Consider the following 16612-nt stretch of genomic DNA (forward strand, 5'->3'; position numbering starts at 1 on the left):
TCCGCTGTAGTCAACACTCCAACTACTTTTCCGCTTTCATCATAGAATGGGATTTTATTCACTTCTAACCAGATGGCTTCCTGGTTAAGATGTTCAATTGGCCAGCGGATTCTATATTGAGGTTGTTCTGTTCATCTTTATCCGTAATAATAACATTAGTCAAATTATCTTCAAACCAAATCTTATTTTGATAAAAATTTTCATCTTCAAAATTATCATTTAGTGGAACTAATTTTATATTTAAGATTTTATCAACATAACTATATCTATTTTTAATTTTTTCTATAAATCTATCTGCCTCCCTGTCAACACAATAGATACTCAACTCATTCTCATTGGGCAGATGAGCGATATTGAAAAGTTGACAAATCACCTCCATAGCTAATTCTCCACTGCCAATAATGGCTATAGAATAAGGTTCACTACCTGTGACTATCTCCTCTTTATCACCAAAGATAGAGTGTTTTGAAAATAGATTTTTAGCTACCAGTTCATAAAAAGAGAACGGTACAATCTCAATATTCTGTCTGCTAACAACCCCTTCCATAAAGAGTGCTTTAAGTGCAAACTCCTCTGAATGGATATAGACTCTTTTATACTCTACATCTCCAAAAGAGTCTGTTAATTTTATCAAAATTTCAAGATTTCTCTTATCATCCCCACTTGATATAATAGCCTGTTGTAGATTGGAGAGGTTGATATTTTCAATCACCTCATTATCCAAAATATCACCGATATAGAGACCAAACCCTTTGGCAATATAGTGGTCAATATAGGGATTACTTTTATCACTCTCCACAATCACTATTTCTCCTGCTCTATCCATTTCACTATTGAGATAATACCGACTATTTTCGCCCAATCCAACGACCAGACTATAAGGCTTTTTAACAATTGATGATACCACTAGATGGTTAGATACACGATGAATAAAAAAAGAGATAGCCCCTCCAAAAAGTCCTATAATGGCTAAAAGTTTAGCTATATCCAAATAGATATTATCATCATCAGGATAGGCAAATGCAAAGAGTGCAATAGTGTTGTTTATGACATCTAAGAAACCATTGGTCTCTTTTGAAATACTAAAACCTATGATTCCAAATATAAAAGCCAATAAGGCAAAAAAACCTACTACTAGCTCTTTATTATTAATGAGATAGTAGAGTTTGTTGTTTGAGTTTTTGAACTCTGTAAGTCGGTTTTTTATGTTCATAGTTGCTCTCCATAAAAATCAATATAGCTCTATCCGCAATAAATACTTCGAAGATGCTCCATTTTTTTACCCATATTAAGTAGAACCATATCAGCCAAAACAAGTGCCATCATCGACTCACAAACAATAGACCCTCTAATAGCCACGCATGGGTCATGTCTGCCCTTTAGCTCACAAACAGTTGCCTCATTCTCTTTGGTAACCGTCTCTTGTGCTTGAAAGATAGATGGAGTTGGTTTAAAATGAGTCTTGACAATAATATCATCACCATTTGAGATACCACCGAGTATACCACCAGAGTGATTTGTTTTGAATCCATTGGGTGTTATCTCATCATTATTTTGGCTACCTTTTAGATGTGTTGAGGCAATGCCATCTCCTATCTCTATAGCTTTTGAGGCATTAATTCCCATCATAGCTTCTGCCAAGATAGCATCCAGTTTATAGTATAGTGGTTCACCTAGACCGATAGGAACACCTTTTGCTACAGTGAGTACGACTCCACCTACAGAGTCATGGTTACTCTTCGCATCAAGTATAGCTCTCTCTTGTGCTGACTCTACAGTTGGGTCTAGTGCATAGAGTTTGGAGCTTTTGGCATGAGTAAAGTCATACGATTGAGACTTGATGCCATCTACTTCACATACTCCTGAGGCTATCTCTATATTTAAAGTTTTGAGCATCAATTTGGCAATTGCTCCACCTGCTACTCTTGCGGCTGTCTCTCTTGCAGAGCTTCTCCCACCACCACGGTAGTCTCTGATTCCATATTTATGATAATAGGTAAAATCAGCATGTCCAGGGCGAAAAAGCTCTTTGATATTATCATAGTCACGACTCTTTTGGTTGGAGTTAAAGATAACCATCATAATAGGTGTTCCTGTACTCAACCCCTCAAATGTACCAGAGAGTATCTCTACCTTGTCATCCTCTTTTCTTGCAGTCTCTAGCTCACTCTTCCCTGGTTTTCTTCTATCTAGTTCAGACTGTATAAACTCTTCATCAATATTAAGTCCTGCTGGTACTCCATCGACGATACAGCCAAGAGCTTTTCCATGTGACTCACCAAATGTAGTAATCGTGAATTTTTTTCCAAAACTGTTCACTTATTCTACTCCTTGAAGTTTTTTTAGGGCAATCTCTGCTGATTTTTGTTGAGCCTCTTTTTTGCTTCGCCCAATTGCTGTAGCTATGACTTTGTGTTGTAACTCTATAGATATTTCAAACTCTTTTTTGTGGTCTGGTCCAAAAGCACGAACCATCTTATAGGTTGGTGTCTCTCCAAATTCAGCTTGGGTAAGCTCTTGGAGTGTGGTTTTGAAATCTTTGGAGAGAGAGTTGAGGTCTATCGTCTCATAACCATCCTCTATAAGATCCACGGCTACTCTTGATGCAGTCTGTAGATCACTCTCTAGGTATATAGCTCCTATAATCGCTTCAAATGCATTGGAGAGAAGAGATGGTTTGGTTCGACCACAGTTGTTCTCTTCTGCTGAGGAGATAAGAAGACATTTACCCAGATTTATATCTAGTGCTAGTTTTGCAAAACCTTTTTCATTGACCAAAGAGGCACGGATTTTAGATAGTAATCCTTCATTCTCTTTTGGGAATTTGTTGAAGAGATACTCTCCTACTATTAAGTCGAGTACAGCATCACCTAAGAACTCTAAACGCTCATTATTATAAGGTTTCTTATAACTCTTATGTGTGAGTGCTTCGGTGATGAGGTCATCTCGTCTGAATTGATAGTTTAAAGCTTTCTCTAGTGCTTTAAATTTACTCATATTTTTCCTTTTTTTTCTTTAGATATCTTGTAAAACTCCTTGGAGTTGGAGACTTTAGCCCAATGCCAATGAATTAGCGAGGCTGAAGCCATCGGTTCCAAATAAATGGTCAAAGCAGTGAATAACCTGTATGTGACTGTTTTTTTGCAAGACTAACTTTTACCTGTATAGAGTCTATAGCATAACATTTAGGACAGCGTTCAAAAGAGATAGGAAAATGCTGTTTACATCTACTGCATCCATATTTGAAGTTCAAATCAACTTCATGGCTACCACCTTTTTGTGCGGCATTTATAGTATCAATAACAAATATACCACTTTTTGAGACGCTACCCTTGGCTTCTAAAACTCCTTTTGCCCTATATATGCTACTCAATGTTTTATTTGTAGAGATTATATCAAAATTGAGGTTTGAAGAGGGTAAGAACCACAGAATATCAAGTATCGAGTCTATTTTATCAATATCCAGTAACTCCCATGCAGCGTTTAGGTCTAGCTTAAAAAGTTCTTTAATAACCCTTCTATATGAGTATGAACTATCTTCTATAAGCTGTTTTAGTTTTTTAACTTTATCCTCTCGGTTAATCTCTTGGTTTTTTAATAGATTAGATAGTTTCAAATGTGCTTTGAGTGAATTTGAATTTTCACCCAATATCTCTAGTGGTTTTAGTGTTTGACCTGCTTTATCATGCTTATTTAGAAGTTCATAAACAACTTCCAGATGATATAAGGCCTCTCTATTCCTTGCATGTTTTCTCAAAATTTCTAAAAATATGGACTCTGAACGCTTCAAAAAACCAGCTTTTAGGTAAGTCTTTCCAAGACCTTCAAGGAGATACTCTTTCTTGGGAAATGGTGAAATATTATTAATGAGGTATAGATATATACCAATAGATTTTTGATACTCCCCCTGTGTACTAAATGTATGTGCCAGTAGAGAGAGGGGTGTAATCAAAGCCTCTTCAAAAGGTAATTTTTCAATATCTAGTGTACACTCATCAGTTTTTATTTTCCCTAAAAAACTTTTTAAAGTCTTGCGTTGTCTCTCCTCTTTGTAGTTCCCCATTACAAAAGATACAATAGCAACTACAAGTATAAGTAGTACTATTATCAAAATACTAAAGAGTGGGTCGTTATATGCAGGGAGAATTTTGTCCAAAGTGCTGTGCCTTTTTTCTTTTATTTTAACATATTAGATATAATACCTTTATGATTGACAAAGCATCCGAAGAGAATCTTAAAAACAGCATCGATATTGTTGATATTATCTCCAACTATATAGAGATAAAAAAAGCAGGAGCAAATTTTAAAGCCAACTGCCCTTTTCATAGCGAAAAAACTCCTAGTTTTGTGGTTAGTCCTTCAAAACAGATATATCACTGTTTTTCTTGTGGCGTAGGTGGCGACGCTATCCAGTTTGTCAAAGAGTATGAGAAGCTAAACTACCCAGAGGCACTAGAGAAGATAGCCTCTATGATGAATTTTTCACTAGCTTATACCAAGGGTTCTAGTGACCATAATGAGACTCGCAGAGTGTTAGAGCAGGTTCAAGGTTGGTATAGTAAAAATTTAGACTATAATGATATTGCAACAAAATATATACGAGATAGAGGGATAAATCAGCACTCTATAGAGACTTTTGGTATTGGTTTTGTAGGGGCTTCTCATGAGCTTATGAATTTCCTCTCTGCCAATTTTTTGCCTGTTCCAAAAGCAGAAGAGGCAGGGGTTGTGGCACAGAGAGATAGAGGTGGTTTTTATGCACGATTGACGGAGAGAATTACCTTTCCTATCTACTCTGCAAGTGGGGCTATTGTGGGGTTTGGTGGTCGGACTATTAGTAATCATCCTGCTAAATATATTAACTCTCCTCAAACTAAGTTGTTTAATAAGTCACAACTCCTTTACGGTTACTCCAAAGCCAAAGAGCATATTTATCGTAGTAAAAAACTTATAGTTTGTGAGGGTTATTTGGATGTAATAATGTTCCACCAAGCTGGGTTCAAAGAGGCAGTGGCAACTTTGGGAACGGCTCTAACAGTGGAGCATCTACCTATACTTCGCAAGGGTGAACCTAAAATTATACTCGCTTATGATGGGGACAAAGCAGGAGTGGCAGCGGCTTTGAAGGCTGCTACCATGTTGACAGAGGGTGGATTTGATGGTTCGGTGGTTCTCTTTCCTAATGGAGCAGACCCTGCTGATATGATTGCCGCTGATAAGGTACAAGAGGTGGCAAATCTGCTAAGAGCCGAACAGCCTCTTATCCCTTTTGTGATAGAGATGTCTGCTAAAGCTTATGATTTGCAAAATCCTAGAGAAAAAGAGATAGCATTTGGTACGATTAAAAGCTATCTTGACAGACTAAGCCCAATTATTAGAGAAGCCTATATCTCTCATTCTGCTACTGTTTTGGGTATATCTCCTGCCCTGTTTGGCTCAACAGTAAAAGTGGAAAATGTCAATGCTAGATTCTCTTCACCCAAAGAGGATGTAGGTCAGTTGAGTATTATCAAAACACTACATGAGAAGAAAAAACTTATCAATGAGGTTATATCTGTGGTTGACTCCTCTATGTTTGGGAGTTACGCATCACTCTTTGATGCTGTAATCAAAGAGGAGCAGGGCAATTCAAATTTAACAGGTTTGATGCTTGATGAAAATATAAAGGTTATGGATGAGGATGAGTTAAAAAAGGCTCTCTCCGCATCTCTTTTTATATATTATACAAATAGGCTAAAGAGTATTACCACAGATAGCTCTCTCTCTTTGATGAAAAAGAGCTTTTTGATTCGTAAAATTAAGATGGATATAATGCCACGACTAAAACGAGGTGAATTGGTCGCTTACAATAACATCTAGTTATCTCTAACTACTCCGATAATTTTTTGAGTCATCTCATCAATATATCTAATAAGTGGTGCTCTAAATGGTTTGAACTCCTGCTCTGTCCACCTGTTGAAGTTTTGAGGGTATATAAAATTAATCTTATTCTCTTCTACGATTGAGCCTTTTGATATAGCTACAAGCGTCATCTTTTTACTCTCATTGATTGCAGTTAGTTGACTGTTTAGTGAACCTAGAGGATTAAGTTTATATACATTCGCATAAAATGCTGTAGCAGAGTAAAATTTGTTAGAGTTTAAAAAGCTACGCGTTACAACTCCATACCCACTTGCTTTGAACTCTTTACACCCCAACATACCACAATCTCTAATCGCCTGTTTTGCACTCTCATTGACTATAACAATAGCAGATAGTCCGAGCTGTTTTGTTACTCTTTTGTACGCCTCTGATTTACCTCTAGCGACCATCCAAATGCCATTGACATTTTTGATTAGATTATTAATCTCATTGGGATTGATACCTTTTTTTCTAAGATTTACAGGGTATACACCCGCAAAAGTTTTCAGTTTCTCATCTAGCTGTCGCTCTATATAGGAGGGAATTTTCCACCCAAATGGATAGTTTTTTGTAAAATTTGTTAGAGCAGTTGTCCCTATGTGGGTATGTGTAGGGTATGCTCTTACATTGACCAGATAACCTACCTTTTGAGCTGAACGGTGAATAGTTGTTGAGCTTGTTGTGGGGGAGGATTGTACACATCCTGTTATGAAAAACAATATTATTAAAAGTAAAAATTGTCTAAGCACGGCTTCTCCTTTAATAGACTTCTTGCAAAACTCCTTGGAATCGGAGACTTTAGTCCCGAACATTACGAGGTTGAAGCCATCGGTTCCTAGTTTTGCAAGATGTCTAATCTATATTTCTCACTATTATAGCAAAAAAAAGTTTTAAAATCCTCTGTAACCATTCTGTAACCTTTTTTCAATATAATTACCCAATTAAAACAGAAATGGAGTATATAGGTATGAAAAAAATCTTATTATCAGCAGTAGCATTGGCTACTTTGACAACGATGGCAACAGCAGGTGAGGGAACAGAGGTTAAATCAAAAGTTCCAGTTCTTAAGTTTTCAGGTAAACACTATCTTGGATTTGTAAGCTCAGAGACAGATGGAGAAGATAGAATCAATAAGTTTGAGACTAGAAGAAACTACTTTCAGGTAAAAGCTTATTTCAAAGATAATCCAAAGAGTTATATGAGAACAACGCTTGACACTCATCAGATTGATGATAGCAAACATGAGGACTCTAATGGAGATACTGTTGGTAAAGATATGGATGGTACATGGAATGTTAGACTTAAGTATGCTTTTTTATACTTAGATAATGTACTACCAAACACAGGTATTGAGCTAGGACAAGTACATAGACCGTGGATTGACAATGAAGAGCATGGTGGATGGAACTATCGTTCAATCTCAAAAGTTTATGTTGAAGCTGATAAGGGTGCTCACCTTACTAACTCTGCTGATTTAGGTTTTAACCTAAAGACTAAAACAGAGAATTTCTCTAGTGAACTAGGTCTATTTAACGGTGAGGGTTACCACAATGATGACAATGAGAATGAAGCTGGACTTAGTGCTGAGTGGAGACTTACAGGTCATATCCTTGGTGGTGGTAAAAGCAAAGCTAAAAAGAAAAACAGTTATGCAAATGTCTCATTTTTTGGTCAACAGAATCAAGAGAGTGGAAAGCACAAAAATGAAGACCTAAACTGGATGGGGCTTCATGCTGTATATAATCAACCAGCATTTCTACTTGCAGGACAGTATATCACTGTAGATGATGGTCACACAGGATACAAAGGTGATGGTTACTCAATCAATGGTGAGTATAGATTTGCCAAAAAATGGAACGCTATAGGACGATATGATTTCTTTGATATGGATGATAATTCTGGTGAGAAGAAAAGAGCAATTGCTGGTGTAACATATCAGTATAACAAAAATGTAGAGTTTATTGCTAACTACCTTGGAGAGGGTGGAAGTGCAGTTGGTAAAAGAACCGATGCTGTTATGTTAACAACGGAGATTAACTGGTAATTATCTCTCACTTCCCCTTTTGGGGAATCTCTTTTCTTAATTAATAACTATCCTATACCATATCTGATACAATTACAAAAAAGCAATAAAAATGCACATATTAAAACTTACTATTACTATCTTTATCACTATTATCTTCCTCTCTCTATCTAGTCTCGCCAACGAAAATACTATCTATACACTACTTGAACTACAAAAGTCCAAAATTATTTTGGAAGATGAAATCAAAATAAAAACGATACAGGAGTATACCTCAACGCTAGATGATGAAAAAAAGCGTCTAAAAGATGAGATTAGACAACTTGATAAAAAGGTCAATGAGTTAAGAAGAAAATTTGAGATGATAGCAATAGGTATTGATATATCTTTGGAAGACTCTAGTAAAACCCCCTCTAACAATACCGTAAGTGAAGATTTTCATCTACTTATTAAACCTCTTATAGAGAGTGCAAAAGAGCTAACCAAAGAGATAAGAAAAAAAGCACAGCTTCAAGAGGAGATAGAGTATTATGATAGAGTTCTCCCTAAAGCGGCTCAAGCATATGAGAATATCGAAACTCTCTTAAACAGTACCAAAAACAGAACTTTAACAAAAGAGCTACTGGCTCTTCAAGAGTATTGGAACAGACAGATTACACTGCTCTCAAGCAATATGAACGCCTCCATGCATCAAGTAGAGATGTTAGACAAAAATAGTATCTCTTTTACAGAGTCACTCCACGAGAGTAGCAAAAGCTTTTTTCAAGAGCGAGGGTTGTTTTTGTTGGAGGGTTTTTTAGCATTTTTGGCTGTTATTATTGTTATGCATACTATTCACATTATAGCTATTAAACTTTTTCCAATTTTTACCAAAGCAAATCGTAGTTTTCATCTAAGACTCTTTGACCTTCTCTATCGTATTTTCACAGCACTGTTGGCGATTATAGTTCCAATGGCTGTATTTTATTATGAAGAGGATTGGGTACTTTTTAGTTTTGGTCTTTTGATTCTTTTTGGTATCGCTTGGACATTTCGACGCTTTATCTCAAAGCTATGGCAACAGGCACGACTCCTTCTAAATATCGGTTCAGTGCGTGAAGATGAACGAATCCTCTATCTTGACCTGCCGTGGAGAGTAAAAAATATCAATATTTTTACGATTATAGAGAACCCAGTATCTGGTGTGAGTCTTCGTATCCCTATAGAGGAGTTGATTGGGTTGGCTTCGCGACCTTCACTCGAATATGAGCCTTGGTTCCCTTGTAAAGTGGGTGATTGGCTTCTTCTCTCCAATGACTATTATGGAAAGGTAGTGGGAATCTCACTAGAGTTTATAGAGTTTGTTGATGTTGGTGGTGGACATAGGAGCTACATAGTATCGGACTTTTTAGCACTATCTCCACAAAATCTATCGACGGATTTTAGAATCATAGATAGCATAGGGATTGGTTATGGTCATCAAAAAGAGAGTACTACTATTATTGTGAAGCAGTTGGAGAGTTTTATATTGCAAAAAATAGAAAAAGAGGGATACAGAGATGGGCTTAAAAAGTTGATAGTTCAGTTCTCTCATGCAGGGGAGTCATCACTTGATATTGCTATAGTTGCCAACTTCAATGGAAATATGGCACCTCTCTATCATCGTCTGCGTAGGTCTATTGGGCGATGGGCTGTTGAGGCTTGTAGTGAGTATGGTTGGGAGATTCCATTTAAGCAGATTACGATTCATAATAGTTAAAAGTAGGAACCGATGGCTTTAGCCCAATGCCAATGAATTAAGCTAAATAGTTCGGGTGTAAACACGCCGATTCCGAAAATGCAGATTGCATATAAGGAACCGACGGCTTCAGCCTCGCTAATTCATTGGCATTGGGCTGAAGCCTCCGATTCCAAGGAGTTTTGCAAGATATCTATTTACTATGTTACCGTTCTGTAACCTTTTTATAATATACTTCGGCTATTTAAAAACAAAGGGATAAGATGAACAACTCTATCAAAGTTATTCTAGGAGCAGGATTTGCAATAGCTGTTGCTTTCTATGTAAACTACGCATTTGGAGATATACCAAATGTAGGTTTTCTCATGATGGCAGCCGTTTTTGGTGCTTATATGGCGATGAATATTGGAGCTAATGATGTAGCAAACAATGTAGGGCCAGCTGTTGGAGCAGGTGCGTTGACAATTGGAGGGGCGATTGTTATCGCTTCTATATTTGAGGCAGCAGGTGCGTTAATCGCAGGTGGAGATGTTGTAAAGACTATCAAAAAAGGGATTATTGACCCTTCTGCTTTTGCAGGTGACCCTATGATATTTGTCTATGCGATGGCAGCGGCACTCTTGGCGGCGGCTCTTTGGTTGACATTGGCAACTATGCTCAAAGCTCCTGTATCCACAACCCACTCAATTGTTGGTGGTGTTATGGGTGGTGGTATTGCTGCTGGTGGATTTGCCATTGTCTCATGGGGAACTATGGGTAAAATCGCTGCTTCTTGGGTTATCTCTCCAGTACTTGGTGGACTAATTGCTGCTGGATTCCTCTATATTATCAAATCCAAAATTGTATTTACGGATAACAAGCTAGAGTCTGCAAAAAAGATTGTTCCTATTTTAGTATCAGTTATGGCGATGGCATTTATTACTTACTTGACAGTAAAAGGTCTAAAAAAAGTATGGGTTGATATTGTAGAGATTCTTCCATTTTTACCTGTGGTTGATAAAAAACCAACAATTGGTATTGCTCTGATATTTGGTGTGATTGGTGCATTTATCACCTATGTGATTGTTAAACCTCGTGTAGCATCTAAGGTGGCAACACTTGAAGATAGTAGAGCCTCTATCAATACTCTGTTTACGATTCCTCTTATCTTTGCTGCCGCACTACTATCTTTTGCTCATGGTGCAAATGATGTTGCGAATGCTGTTGGACCTTTGGCTGCTATTTTTGATTCTCTATCAAATACAACTATTTCAGCCAAAGCATCTATCCCATTATGGGTAATGGTCGTTGGTGGTATTGGTATCTCTGTTGGTCTAGCACTATTTGGTCCAAGACTTATCAAAACTGTTGGTTCAGAGATTACAGAGCTTGACCAGATGAGAGCGTTTTCTATTATGATGGCTGCTTCGATTACGGTTGTTATCGCTTCACAGCTTGGATTGCCTGTATCTTCGACTCATATCGCGGTTGGTGGTGTATTTGGTGTTGGTTTCCTTAGAGAGTGGCTTGACCGTAATGCAAGTTCTGCAAAACATGAGGAGCTTCAAACACAACTAGCAGTAGTTGATGGGTATAAAGTAGAGCTTGAAAATGTAGGTAGTGACTATAAGAGAAAATCTGAACTCTTTGAGATTGTCAAGGCAGAGAAGAAGATTGCTAAAGTAATCAAAAAAGAGTTAAAAGAGAAGTATGTTAAGCGAGGTATGGTTCAAAAAATTGTAGCTGCTTGGATTATTACTGTTCCTGTGGCTGCTGTTCTTTCGGCTGTTATATTCTTTATTCTTAAGGGGATTGGGGTTTAATATTTATATTACAAAGGGCAGAGACATTGCTCTGCCCCTACGATTAGAACTCACTACCAAGTAATATTCTAAATAGTGATTTGTCCTCCGAATCTTCATTATATAGCCACTCAAGCTTTATAGGAACTGGCAGTTTATGAAAAAAGAGTATATCACTCTCCAGACCAATTGTAGTTTCGTTATATTGTCTATTCTCATTTGGAAGTTCAAAATCATAAAACCTATGTTTCAGATAGATGGTCTCTCTCTGTAGTGATACTGGAAATGAGAAGAAGTATAGGGGAGTATCAAAGACCTTATATACAGTTGCTCCTGCTACTTTTGCCTCTTTTGCGTATAGGGTCTTATCTAGCGTTGGCATGGTGATAGAGGCAGAATCGTTTTGGATATCCCCCCAGTTGTCATCTATCTCTATTCCTCGTTCAAATCGCTCATCGACATTGTCGCTTTTTAGGTAAGATGCTCTTAGACCCACATAGCTCTGCCATCCCAAATCATGCATCCAAGTGTAAGAAGCTCCAAGAGCGTTGCTATCTCTATCTTTTGAGGTGAAGAGATTGAGATAGTTTAGATGATTTGGAAATTTACTCTTGCCGAACTGTTTGTTGTTGATTATATCAAAAGAGAGCGTAAGTGGTTTTCGATATGCAGAGTCATACTCTTTGCTATACTCTAGTGTAGATGAGCCACGCCAGTATCCTGTGGCTAAAAATGGTAATTTTAGATAAGCAGAGTAGCCGTGGTCTCTATCTGTGGAGTTGACATCAATCTCTTCATCATACTCAACACCATAGAGACTACCCCCAAACTCCAAGGAGTGAGCTTGACTTTGATAACCTATTCCTCCTACTGTTCTCTCATCATCATGTGAAAGCATAGGGGATAGTATATTTTGCATTAGTGGGTCAACAAAGTTTGCTCGAAGATTAAAAAGCACACCATCCTCTGTGGAGTAGCCTACAAATTGGTCAAGTGAGCTATATCTGAGTTGAGTGAGAGAGTTGTACTCTTTTGATTTTAGTTTTGTACTGGATATTTCAAACGGCTGACTATTTTGTGTCACCTTGCTCTTTTTATCCTCTATCTCATAGTTAGTATTAAAGACTTTGGCATCTTTTGGTGAGATAGTTAAAGTTTGGTATTTATACTCCTCTGAGTCTATAGTAGCCACAACTGCTTCTGTGCCATTGATAAGCTTGAAGTCTATAACATCATCCCCTGCTGTTACTCTCTCTGTTTTAGCTCCACTGTAACGATAGGCAGTGCTACCATGTTCACTTTTTGCTATAAAATATATCGCTCCAATGCTATCTACATCTGTTACAAAACCGTAGTGACCTTGGTAGTCAAAGAGTGCCTTTTTGTTTCTGTAGAGAGTTCTAGTTTGACCCTTCTGTTTGAAGTAGTAGAGATTGCCATCTTTGTCGATATGAACGCTAGAGTGACTCAAACCATAAAACTCTTGACCGATATATATATGTGGAGTCTCCAGAGATTTGTCTAAATTGAAATAGACGGCTCTACCATCAGGCATATAGCCCTGTATCACTTTCGATTCTGTTCCCTCTTTCAGATATGAGTCATTATCAAAAAGACCCATAACGATTTTGGTAGGTGAAGTTTTTGATGAGCTTTGAGTATTATACTTTTCATCTATCTTGAAAGGTTCGCCTCTGTTACATGCTCCCTCTTGGTAGCTTATCTCTTTTTTATCTCTACTATATTTTAAAATTTGTGGAAAGTTTTCAAGGTCGGAGATAACTGTATATATCTCATTGTCAGAGCTATTCATGGGAACAAAGCTTTGACTTTTTGCGATGATTTTCCCTTTTGTGCTTTTGAAATTGGCATGTTTTGTTTTTATCTCTGTGACAAACTCTGCCAAAAGGGTTTTAAATGTCTTGCCAAATAGGTTTTTGAAAGCAGCGTTAGTAAAAAATGGAAAGAGCTGTTTTGAGTGTAGTTTAAAGTAGTGGTTGACCTTTTTAACCCCATACTTCTCTACCAAAAACTGCTGAAAAAAACCACCAACCAAGTAGACCTTTTCACCATAAGGGAAATCAAAAGTCTCATTGTATATAAGCTCTGGTTTGATTTTATCAGCCTTTGCCAATGCAACAACCTCGGCAAGTGCATATCCACTATATAGTCGACCACCATTGTCAAAACGAGACTCGTTCATCACAGCATTTCCCTCTAGCAGAAAATTACTCTCCAACAGATTTGGTATGGGGAAAAATGGAAAAAGTCCCAAAAAAGATACAGGCGTATTACCTACTATCTTGTGACTAAGCCATGAAGCTTTGCTCTCTTTTGCATTGAGCTGAAAGTTGTGTGCTGTCTCGTGTATAATCAGAGTTTTGAGCCAAGAGTTAAAGCAGAAGTAGTCAATGTGTCCCACACCTGCACCGTAGTATAGTTGAGAGTTAAAAGGGATTTGAGTTGAGAAGCCATTGGCAATTTGGTTGTTTTTTGAAGCTAAACCAACGAAGAGAGTATCATCTAGCTTATATCCAAAATCATCTTCATACTGCTGCATCAAATCTTGTTGATATGCTTTCATCTTTGGAAGAATCTCTGCATATTCTGATGTGTAAACATAACTTACATCTTCATTTTCACTGATTTTGTAGTTATCTGGGACGACCACCCCCTCTGCAAAGATAGTTATTGGTAGTGCTATAGATAGTAATATTTTCGACATCTCTTCTCTCCTAAATGGTTTTAGGTATAATACTCAAAAACATATTAAAGAGAGCAAGATTATGGATGAGGCACTAAAATTAGAAAACTATAGTTATGATGATTATTTAGATATAGACAGTAGCACAAAAGAGCGAGTGGAGTTAATCTTTGGGACAATTCATATGATGGCAGGGGCTAGTGCTTCACATCAAGATGCAGTTGGTAATGTCTTTTTTATACTAAAAAATATTAGCAAAGCGAAAAAGAGATGTTTTCCTCGTATAGCACCTTTTGACATAAAATTAACCGTAGACAACAGTGTCTCTGTAGTTCAACCTGATGTTATGCTATTTTGTAAATCAGATGAACTACCATGTGCCATTTTTGAAGTACTCTCTCCATCAACAGCATATAAAGATAAGAGTATCAAAAAAGAGCTTTATGAAAAAAGTGGTGTAAGAGAGTATTTTTTGGTCAATGTAGAGTATAGGACTATAGATAAGTTTATACTCAAACGAGGGAAGTATAGTTATGATAGAGTTTATGGAGTAGATGATAAGATAGAGATACTCTGCTTGGAGCAGGAGGTTAATGTTTTGGAGGTTTTTGAGTAGTAGACTTCTTTCAAAACTAGGAACCGATGGCTTCAGCATAAGGATTTAGACAAGGGAATCCCTTGTCTCTACGGTTTTGAAATTAAAATATTGTAGGGACAATGGCATTGGACTAAAGTCTCCGATTCCAAATGAATTTTGAAAGAAGTTTAGTTTAAACCTTAAACCCCATACTACTCTCTCCATCAAAACTAGAACCAAGCTCTTTCTCTATCTCCTCTAAAAAATCTTGCATAGAGAATAGAGATTCATCTCTGACGGCAACTTTATAGGCAGTATTACGGACAATGAGGTCTATCTGCCCACCAGTTAGCTCATGTTTGGCTAATATATTTACATCAAAACCCTCTTCATAGTCGGCTTTTTCTAGTAGCATAAAGTGCCATAGTCTCTTTCTTTGTATAATGCCAGGTTTTTTGAACTCTATTTTGTAGTTAAATCTTCGCGAGAAGGCTTTGTCTATATTGTCAAGTAGGTTGGTTGTGGCTATTAGGATACCTTCAAACTTCTCTATCTGCTCCAAGAAGATATTTTGCATCTGGTTGTGCATCTTGTCAGCACTGCTTCCTGCACCCTCTGTTCGGCTACTGAGGAACTGGTCTGCTTCATTTAGTAGCAAGATTGGGTCAACTTTTGCTTTTTTGCTTAGGATTTTAAAATCGTCAAAGATTTTACGGACATTTTTTTCGCTCTCTCCTACATACATAGATAGAATCTTGGAGCAGTCAAAGCTTAGGATAGGGCGTTTGAGTGTTTTGGCTAGACTCATAGCTGTCATGGTTTTTCCTGTTCCAGGGGAGCCGTAGAAGATGATTCTTGCATCTATCCCTTTTCTTTTATCTTTGATTCCCCACTCTTTTAGTTTTTTAAAGACATCTTTGTCAACTTGTTTGATGACTGTATCAAGTACAGCTCTTGTTTTTGGGTGAAGTACCACATCATCTAGTGTAGTGGTTGTCTTTAGACACTCAAACATCTCTTGCTCTTCTACTAGTTTATCTAGCTTAAGTTTGGTTACTTTTTTCTTTTTGTTTGGATGGATAATCTTTTGAAGTATATCATCTTGGAGGTAGAATGAACGGCTGATTCCACCAAACATATTGAGTATCTCCTCATAATCTATGATATTTTCACTAATTAGTTTAGAGCCATCTTCAAGCAAGGAGCGGTTACGAATCTTCTCATACTCATCTAGGGATATAAGCTCTATAAGGGTGTTCATATCACGGAACTGCCCCTCTCCTCCTGAGTACTCCTCTTTTAGAAGAGCCAAGAATATCTTCTCCTCCTGCTCAGAAAACTCTTTTTCCTTGAAAAACTCCTCTACAATAATCGGCTCTTTTGTAATCTCTAGCCTTGCATCAATGCGTTTAGATAGAAGAGTTAGTTTACTCTGTAATCTACCTGCACTTAGTGAGCTATCACTAAAACCCTGTTTGGATATAGCTATTTTGTGTAGAAGTTCTATAATGTCAAACTGGTCTTGGAGATACTCAAGATGGTCAGTATATGGTTTTATCTCTGGTAGTATAATCTCCATCGACCCCTCTTCAAGTAGTCTAAGCAGAGCCATGCTAGGGCTTATGGAGCTATTTAGTATCTCTAGTTTGGAGACTTCTTGAATTTTTATATGCCCAAAACTTATTTGAACAATCCAACCCAAGTCTATAAGCTTCTTAATCAAAGAGAGATGATTTAGATGCTCATAATCTTTGGATTTGAAGTTATCTTGTAGGATTTCTAGTACAGATGTCTCTTCTAACCCTTGCACAAATCGTCTACTTATATACTGTAACAGTGTTGCCTCTTGGGGAGAACATTTTAAATCTTTATAGATTAGTGCTTTTTCAACTTTTTTGGCTTCGATAAA

At 37.3% G+C, this 16612-nt stretch carries 12 protein-coding genes; 5 read left to right on the plus strand and 7 right to left on the minus strand.

Annotated elements, in window-relative coordinates:
• Window positions 1-64: 64 nt before the first annotated feature.
• The 4 genes from GSY74_RS07535 to GSY74_RS07550 form a co-directional block, all read right to left on the minus strand.
• Window positions 65-1213, minus strand: coding sequence for an NAD-binding protein (locus tag GSY74_RS07535; RefSeq protein ID WP_164664488.1), 1149 nt, complete (start codon window positions 1211-1213; stop codon window positions 65-67).
• Window positions 1214-1242: 29 nt separating this feature from the next.
• Window positions 1243-2319: a chorismate synthase gene (gene aroC, locus GSY74_RS07540; RefSeq protein WP_164664489.1), complete on the minus strand. Its 1077-nt coding sequence runs from the start codon at window positions 2317-2319 to the stop codon at window positions 1243-1245.
• Window positions 2320-2997 (minus strand): ribonuclease III, encoded by a 678-nt coding sequence (gene rnc, locus GSY74_RS07545; RefSeq protein WP_164664490.1) that lies wholly within the window; start codon window positions 2995-2997, stop codon window positions 2320-2322.
• A gap of 109 nt (window positions 2998-3106) precedes the next feature.
• Window positions 3107-4156, minus strand: coding sequence for a lipopolysaccharide assembly protein LapB (locus GSY74_RS07550; RefSeq protein WP_164664491.1), 1050 nt, complete (start codon window positions 4154-4156; stop codon window positions 3107-3109).
• A 50-nt stretch (window positions 4157-4206) separates the two neighbouring features.
• On the opposite strand from GSY74_RS07550, the gene dnaG reads away from it, so the two are divergent.
• Window positions 4207-5859 (plus strand): DNA primase, encoded by a 1653-nt coding sequence (gene dnaG / locus GSY74_RS07555; protein WP_164664492.1) that lies wholly within the window; start codon window positions 4207-4209, stop codon window positions 5857-5859.
• On the opposite strand, the gene GSY74_RS07560 is transcribed toward dnaG, so the two are convergent.
• Complete coding sequence (locus GSY74_RS07560; protein WP_164664493.1) at window positions 5856-6650, minus strand: hypothetical protein; 795 nt, start codon at window positions 6648-6650, stop codon at window positions 5856-5858. The two genes, dnaG and GSY74_RS07560, sit on opposite strands and share 4 nt — an antisense overlap.
• Before the next feature lie 218 nt (window positions 6651-6868).
• Between GSY74_RS07560 and GSY74_RS07565 the strand changes: the two genes are divergently transcribed.
• From GSY74_RS07565 to GSY74_RS07575, 3 genes are all read left to right on the plus strand, one after another.
• Entirely contained in the window at window positions 6869-7945 is a 1077-nt protein-coding gene (locus GSY74_RS07565) for a hypothetical protein (protein ID WP_164664494.1), read from the plus strand.
• 91 nt (window positions 7946-8036) lie between these two features.
• On the plus strand, window positions 8037-9662 hold the full coding sequence (locus GSY74_RS07570; protein ID WP_164664495.1) for a hypothetical protein: 1626 nt from the start codon (window positions 8037-8039) through the stop codon (window positions 9660-9662).
• Between the two features lie 242 nt (window positions 9663-9904).
• A complete protein-coding gene (locus GSY74_RS07575; RefSeq protein WP_164664496.1) occupies window positions 9905-11443 on the plus strand; it encodes an inorganic phosphate transporter in 1539 nt (512 codons plus the stop codon).
• A gap of 43 nt (window positions 11444-11486) precedes the next feature.
• Here GSY74_RS07575 and GSY74_RS07580 read toward each other — a convergent pair whose 3' ends face one another.
• Window positions 11487-14147 (minus strand): hypothetical protein, encoded by a 2661-nt coding sequence (locus tag GSY74_RS07580; RefSeq protein WP_164664497.1) that lies wholly within the window; start codon window positions 14145-14147, stop codon window positions 11487-11489.
• Window positions 14148-14208: 61 nt separating this feature from the next.
• On the opposite strand from GSY74_RS07580, the gene GSY74_RS07585 reads away from it, so the two are divergent.
• Complete coding sequence (locus GSY74_RS07585) at window positions 14209-14742, plus strand: Uma2 family endonuclease (protein WP_164664498.1); 534 nt, start codon at window positions 14209-14211, stop codon at window positions 14740-14742.
• A gap of 154 nt (window positions 14743-14896) precedes the next feature.
• Here GSY74_RS07585 and GSY74_RS07590 read toward each other — a convergent pair.
• Window positions 14897-16612 (minus strand): ATP-binding protein (locus tag GSY74_RS07590; protein ID WP_223157505.1); only part of this gene is annotated, 1716 nt, incomplete at its 5' end.

The sequence above is a fragment of the Sulfurovum sp. bin170 genome (assembly GCF_010892395.1).
In the GTDB taxonomy this organism is placed as follows: domain Bacteria; phylum Campylobacterota; class Campylobacteria; order Campylobacterales; family Sulfurovaceae; genus UBA1140.

Coding starts and splice junctions, on each gene's coding strand:
- GSY74_RS07575 (WP_164664496.1), top strand. CDS start 9,905: ATGAACAACTCTATCAAAGTTATTCTAGGAGCAGGATTTGCAATAGCT.
- GSY74_RS07585 (WP_164664498.1), top strand. CDS start 14,209: ATGGATGAGGCACTAAAATTAGAAAACTATAGTTATGATGATTATTTA.
- GSY74_RS07570 (WP_164664495.1), top strand. CDS start 8,037: ATGCACATATTAAAACTTACTATTACTATCTTTATCACTATTATCTTC.
- dnaG (WP_164664492.1), top strand. CDS start 4,207: ATGATTGACAAAGCATCCGAAGAGAATCTTAAAAACAGCATCGATATT.
- GSY74_RS07580 (WP_164664497.1), bottom strand. CDS start 14,147: ATGTCGAAAATATTACTATCTATAGCACTACCAATAACTATCTTTGCA.
- GSY74_RS07535 (WP_164664488.1), bottom strand. CDS start 1,213: ATGAACATAAAAAACCGACTTACAGAGTTCAAAAACTCAAACAACAAA.
- GSY74_RS07565 (WP_164664494.1), top strand. CDS start 6,869: ATGAAAAAAATCTTATTATCAGCAGTAGCATTGGCTACTTTGACAACG.
- rnc (WP_164664490.1), bottom strand. CDS start 2,997: ATGAGTAAATTTAAAGCACTAGAGAAAGCTTTAAACTATCAATTCAGA.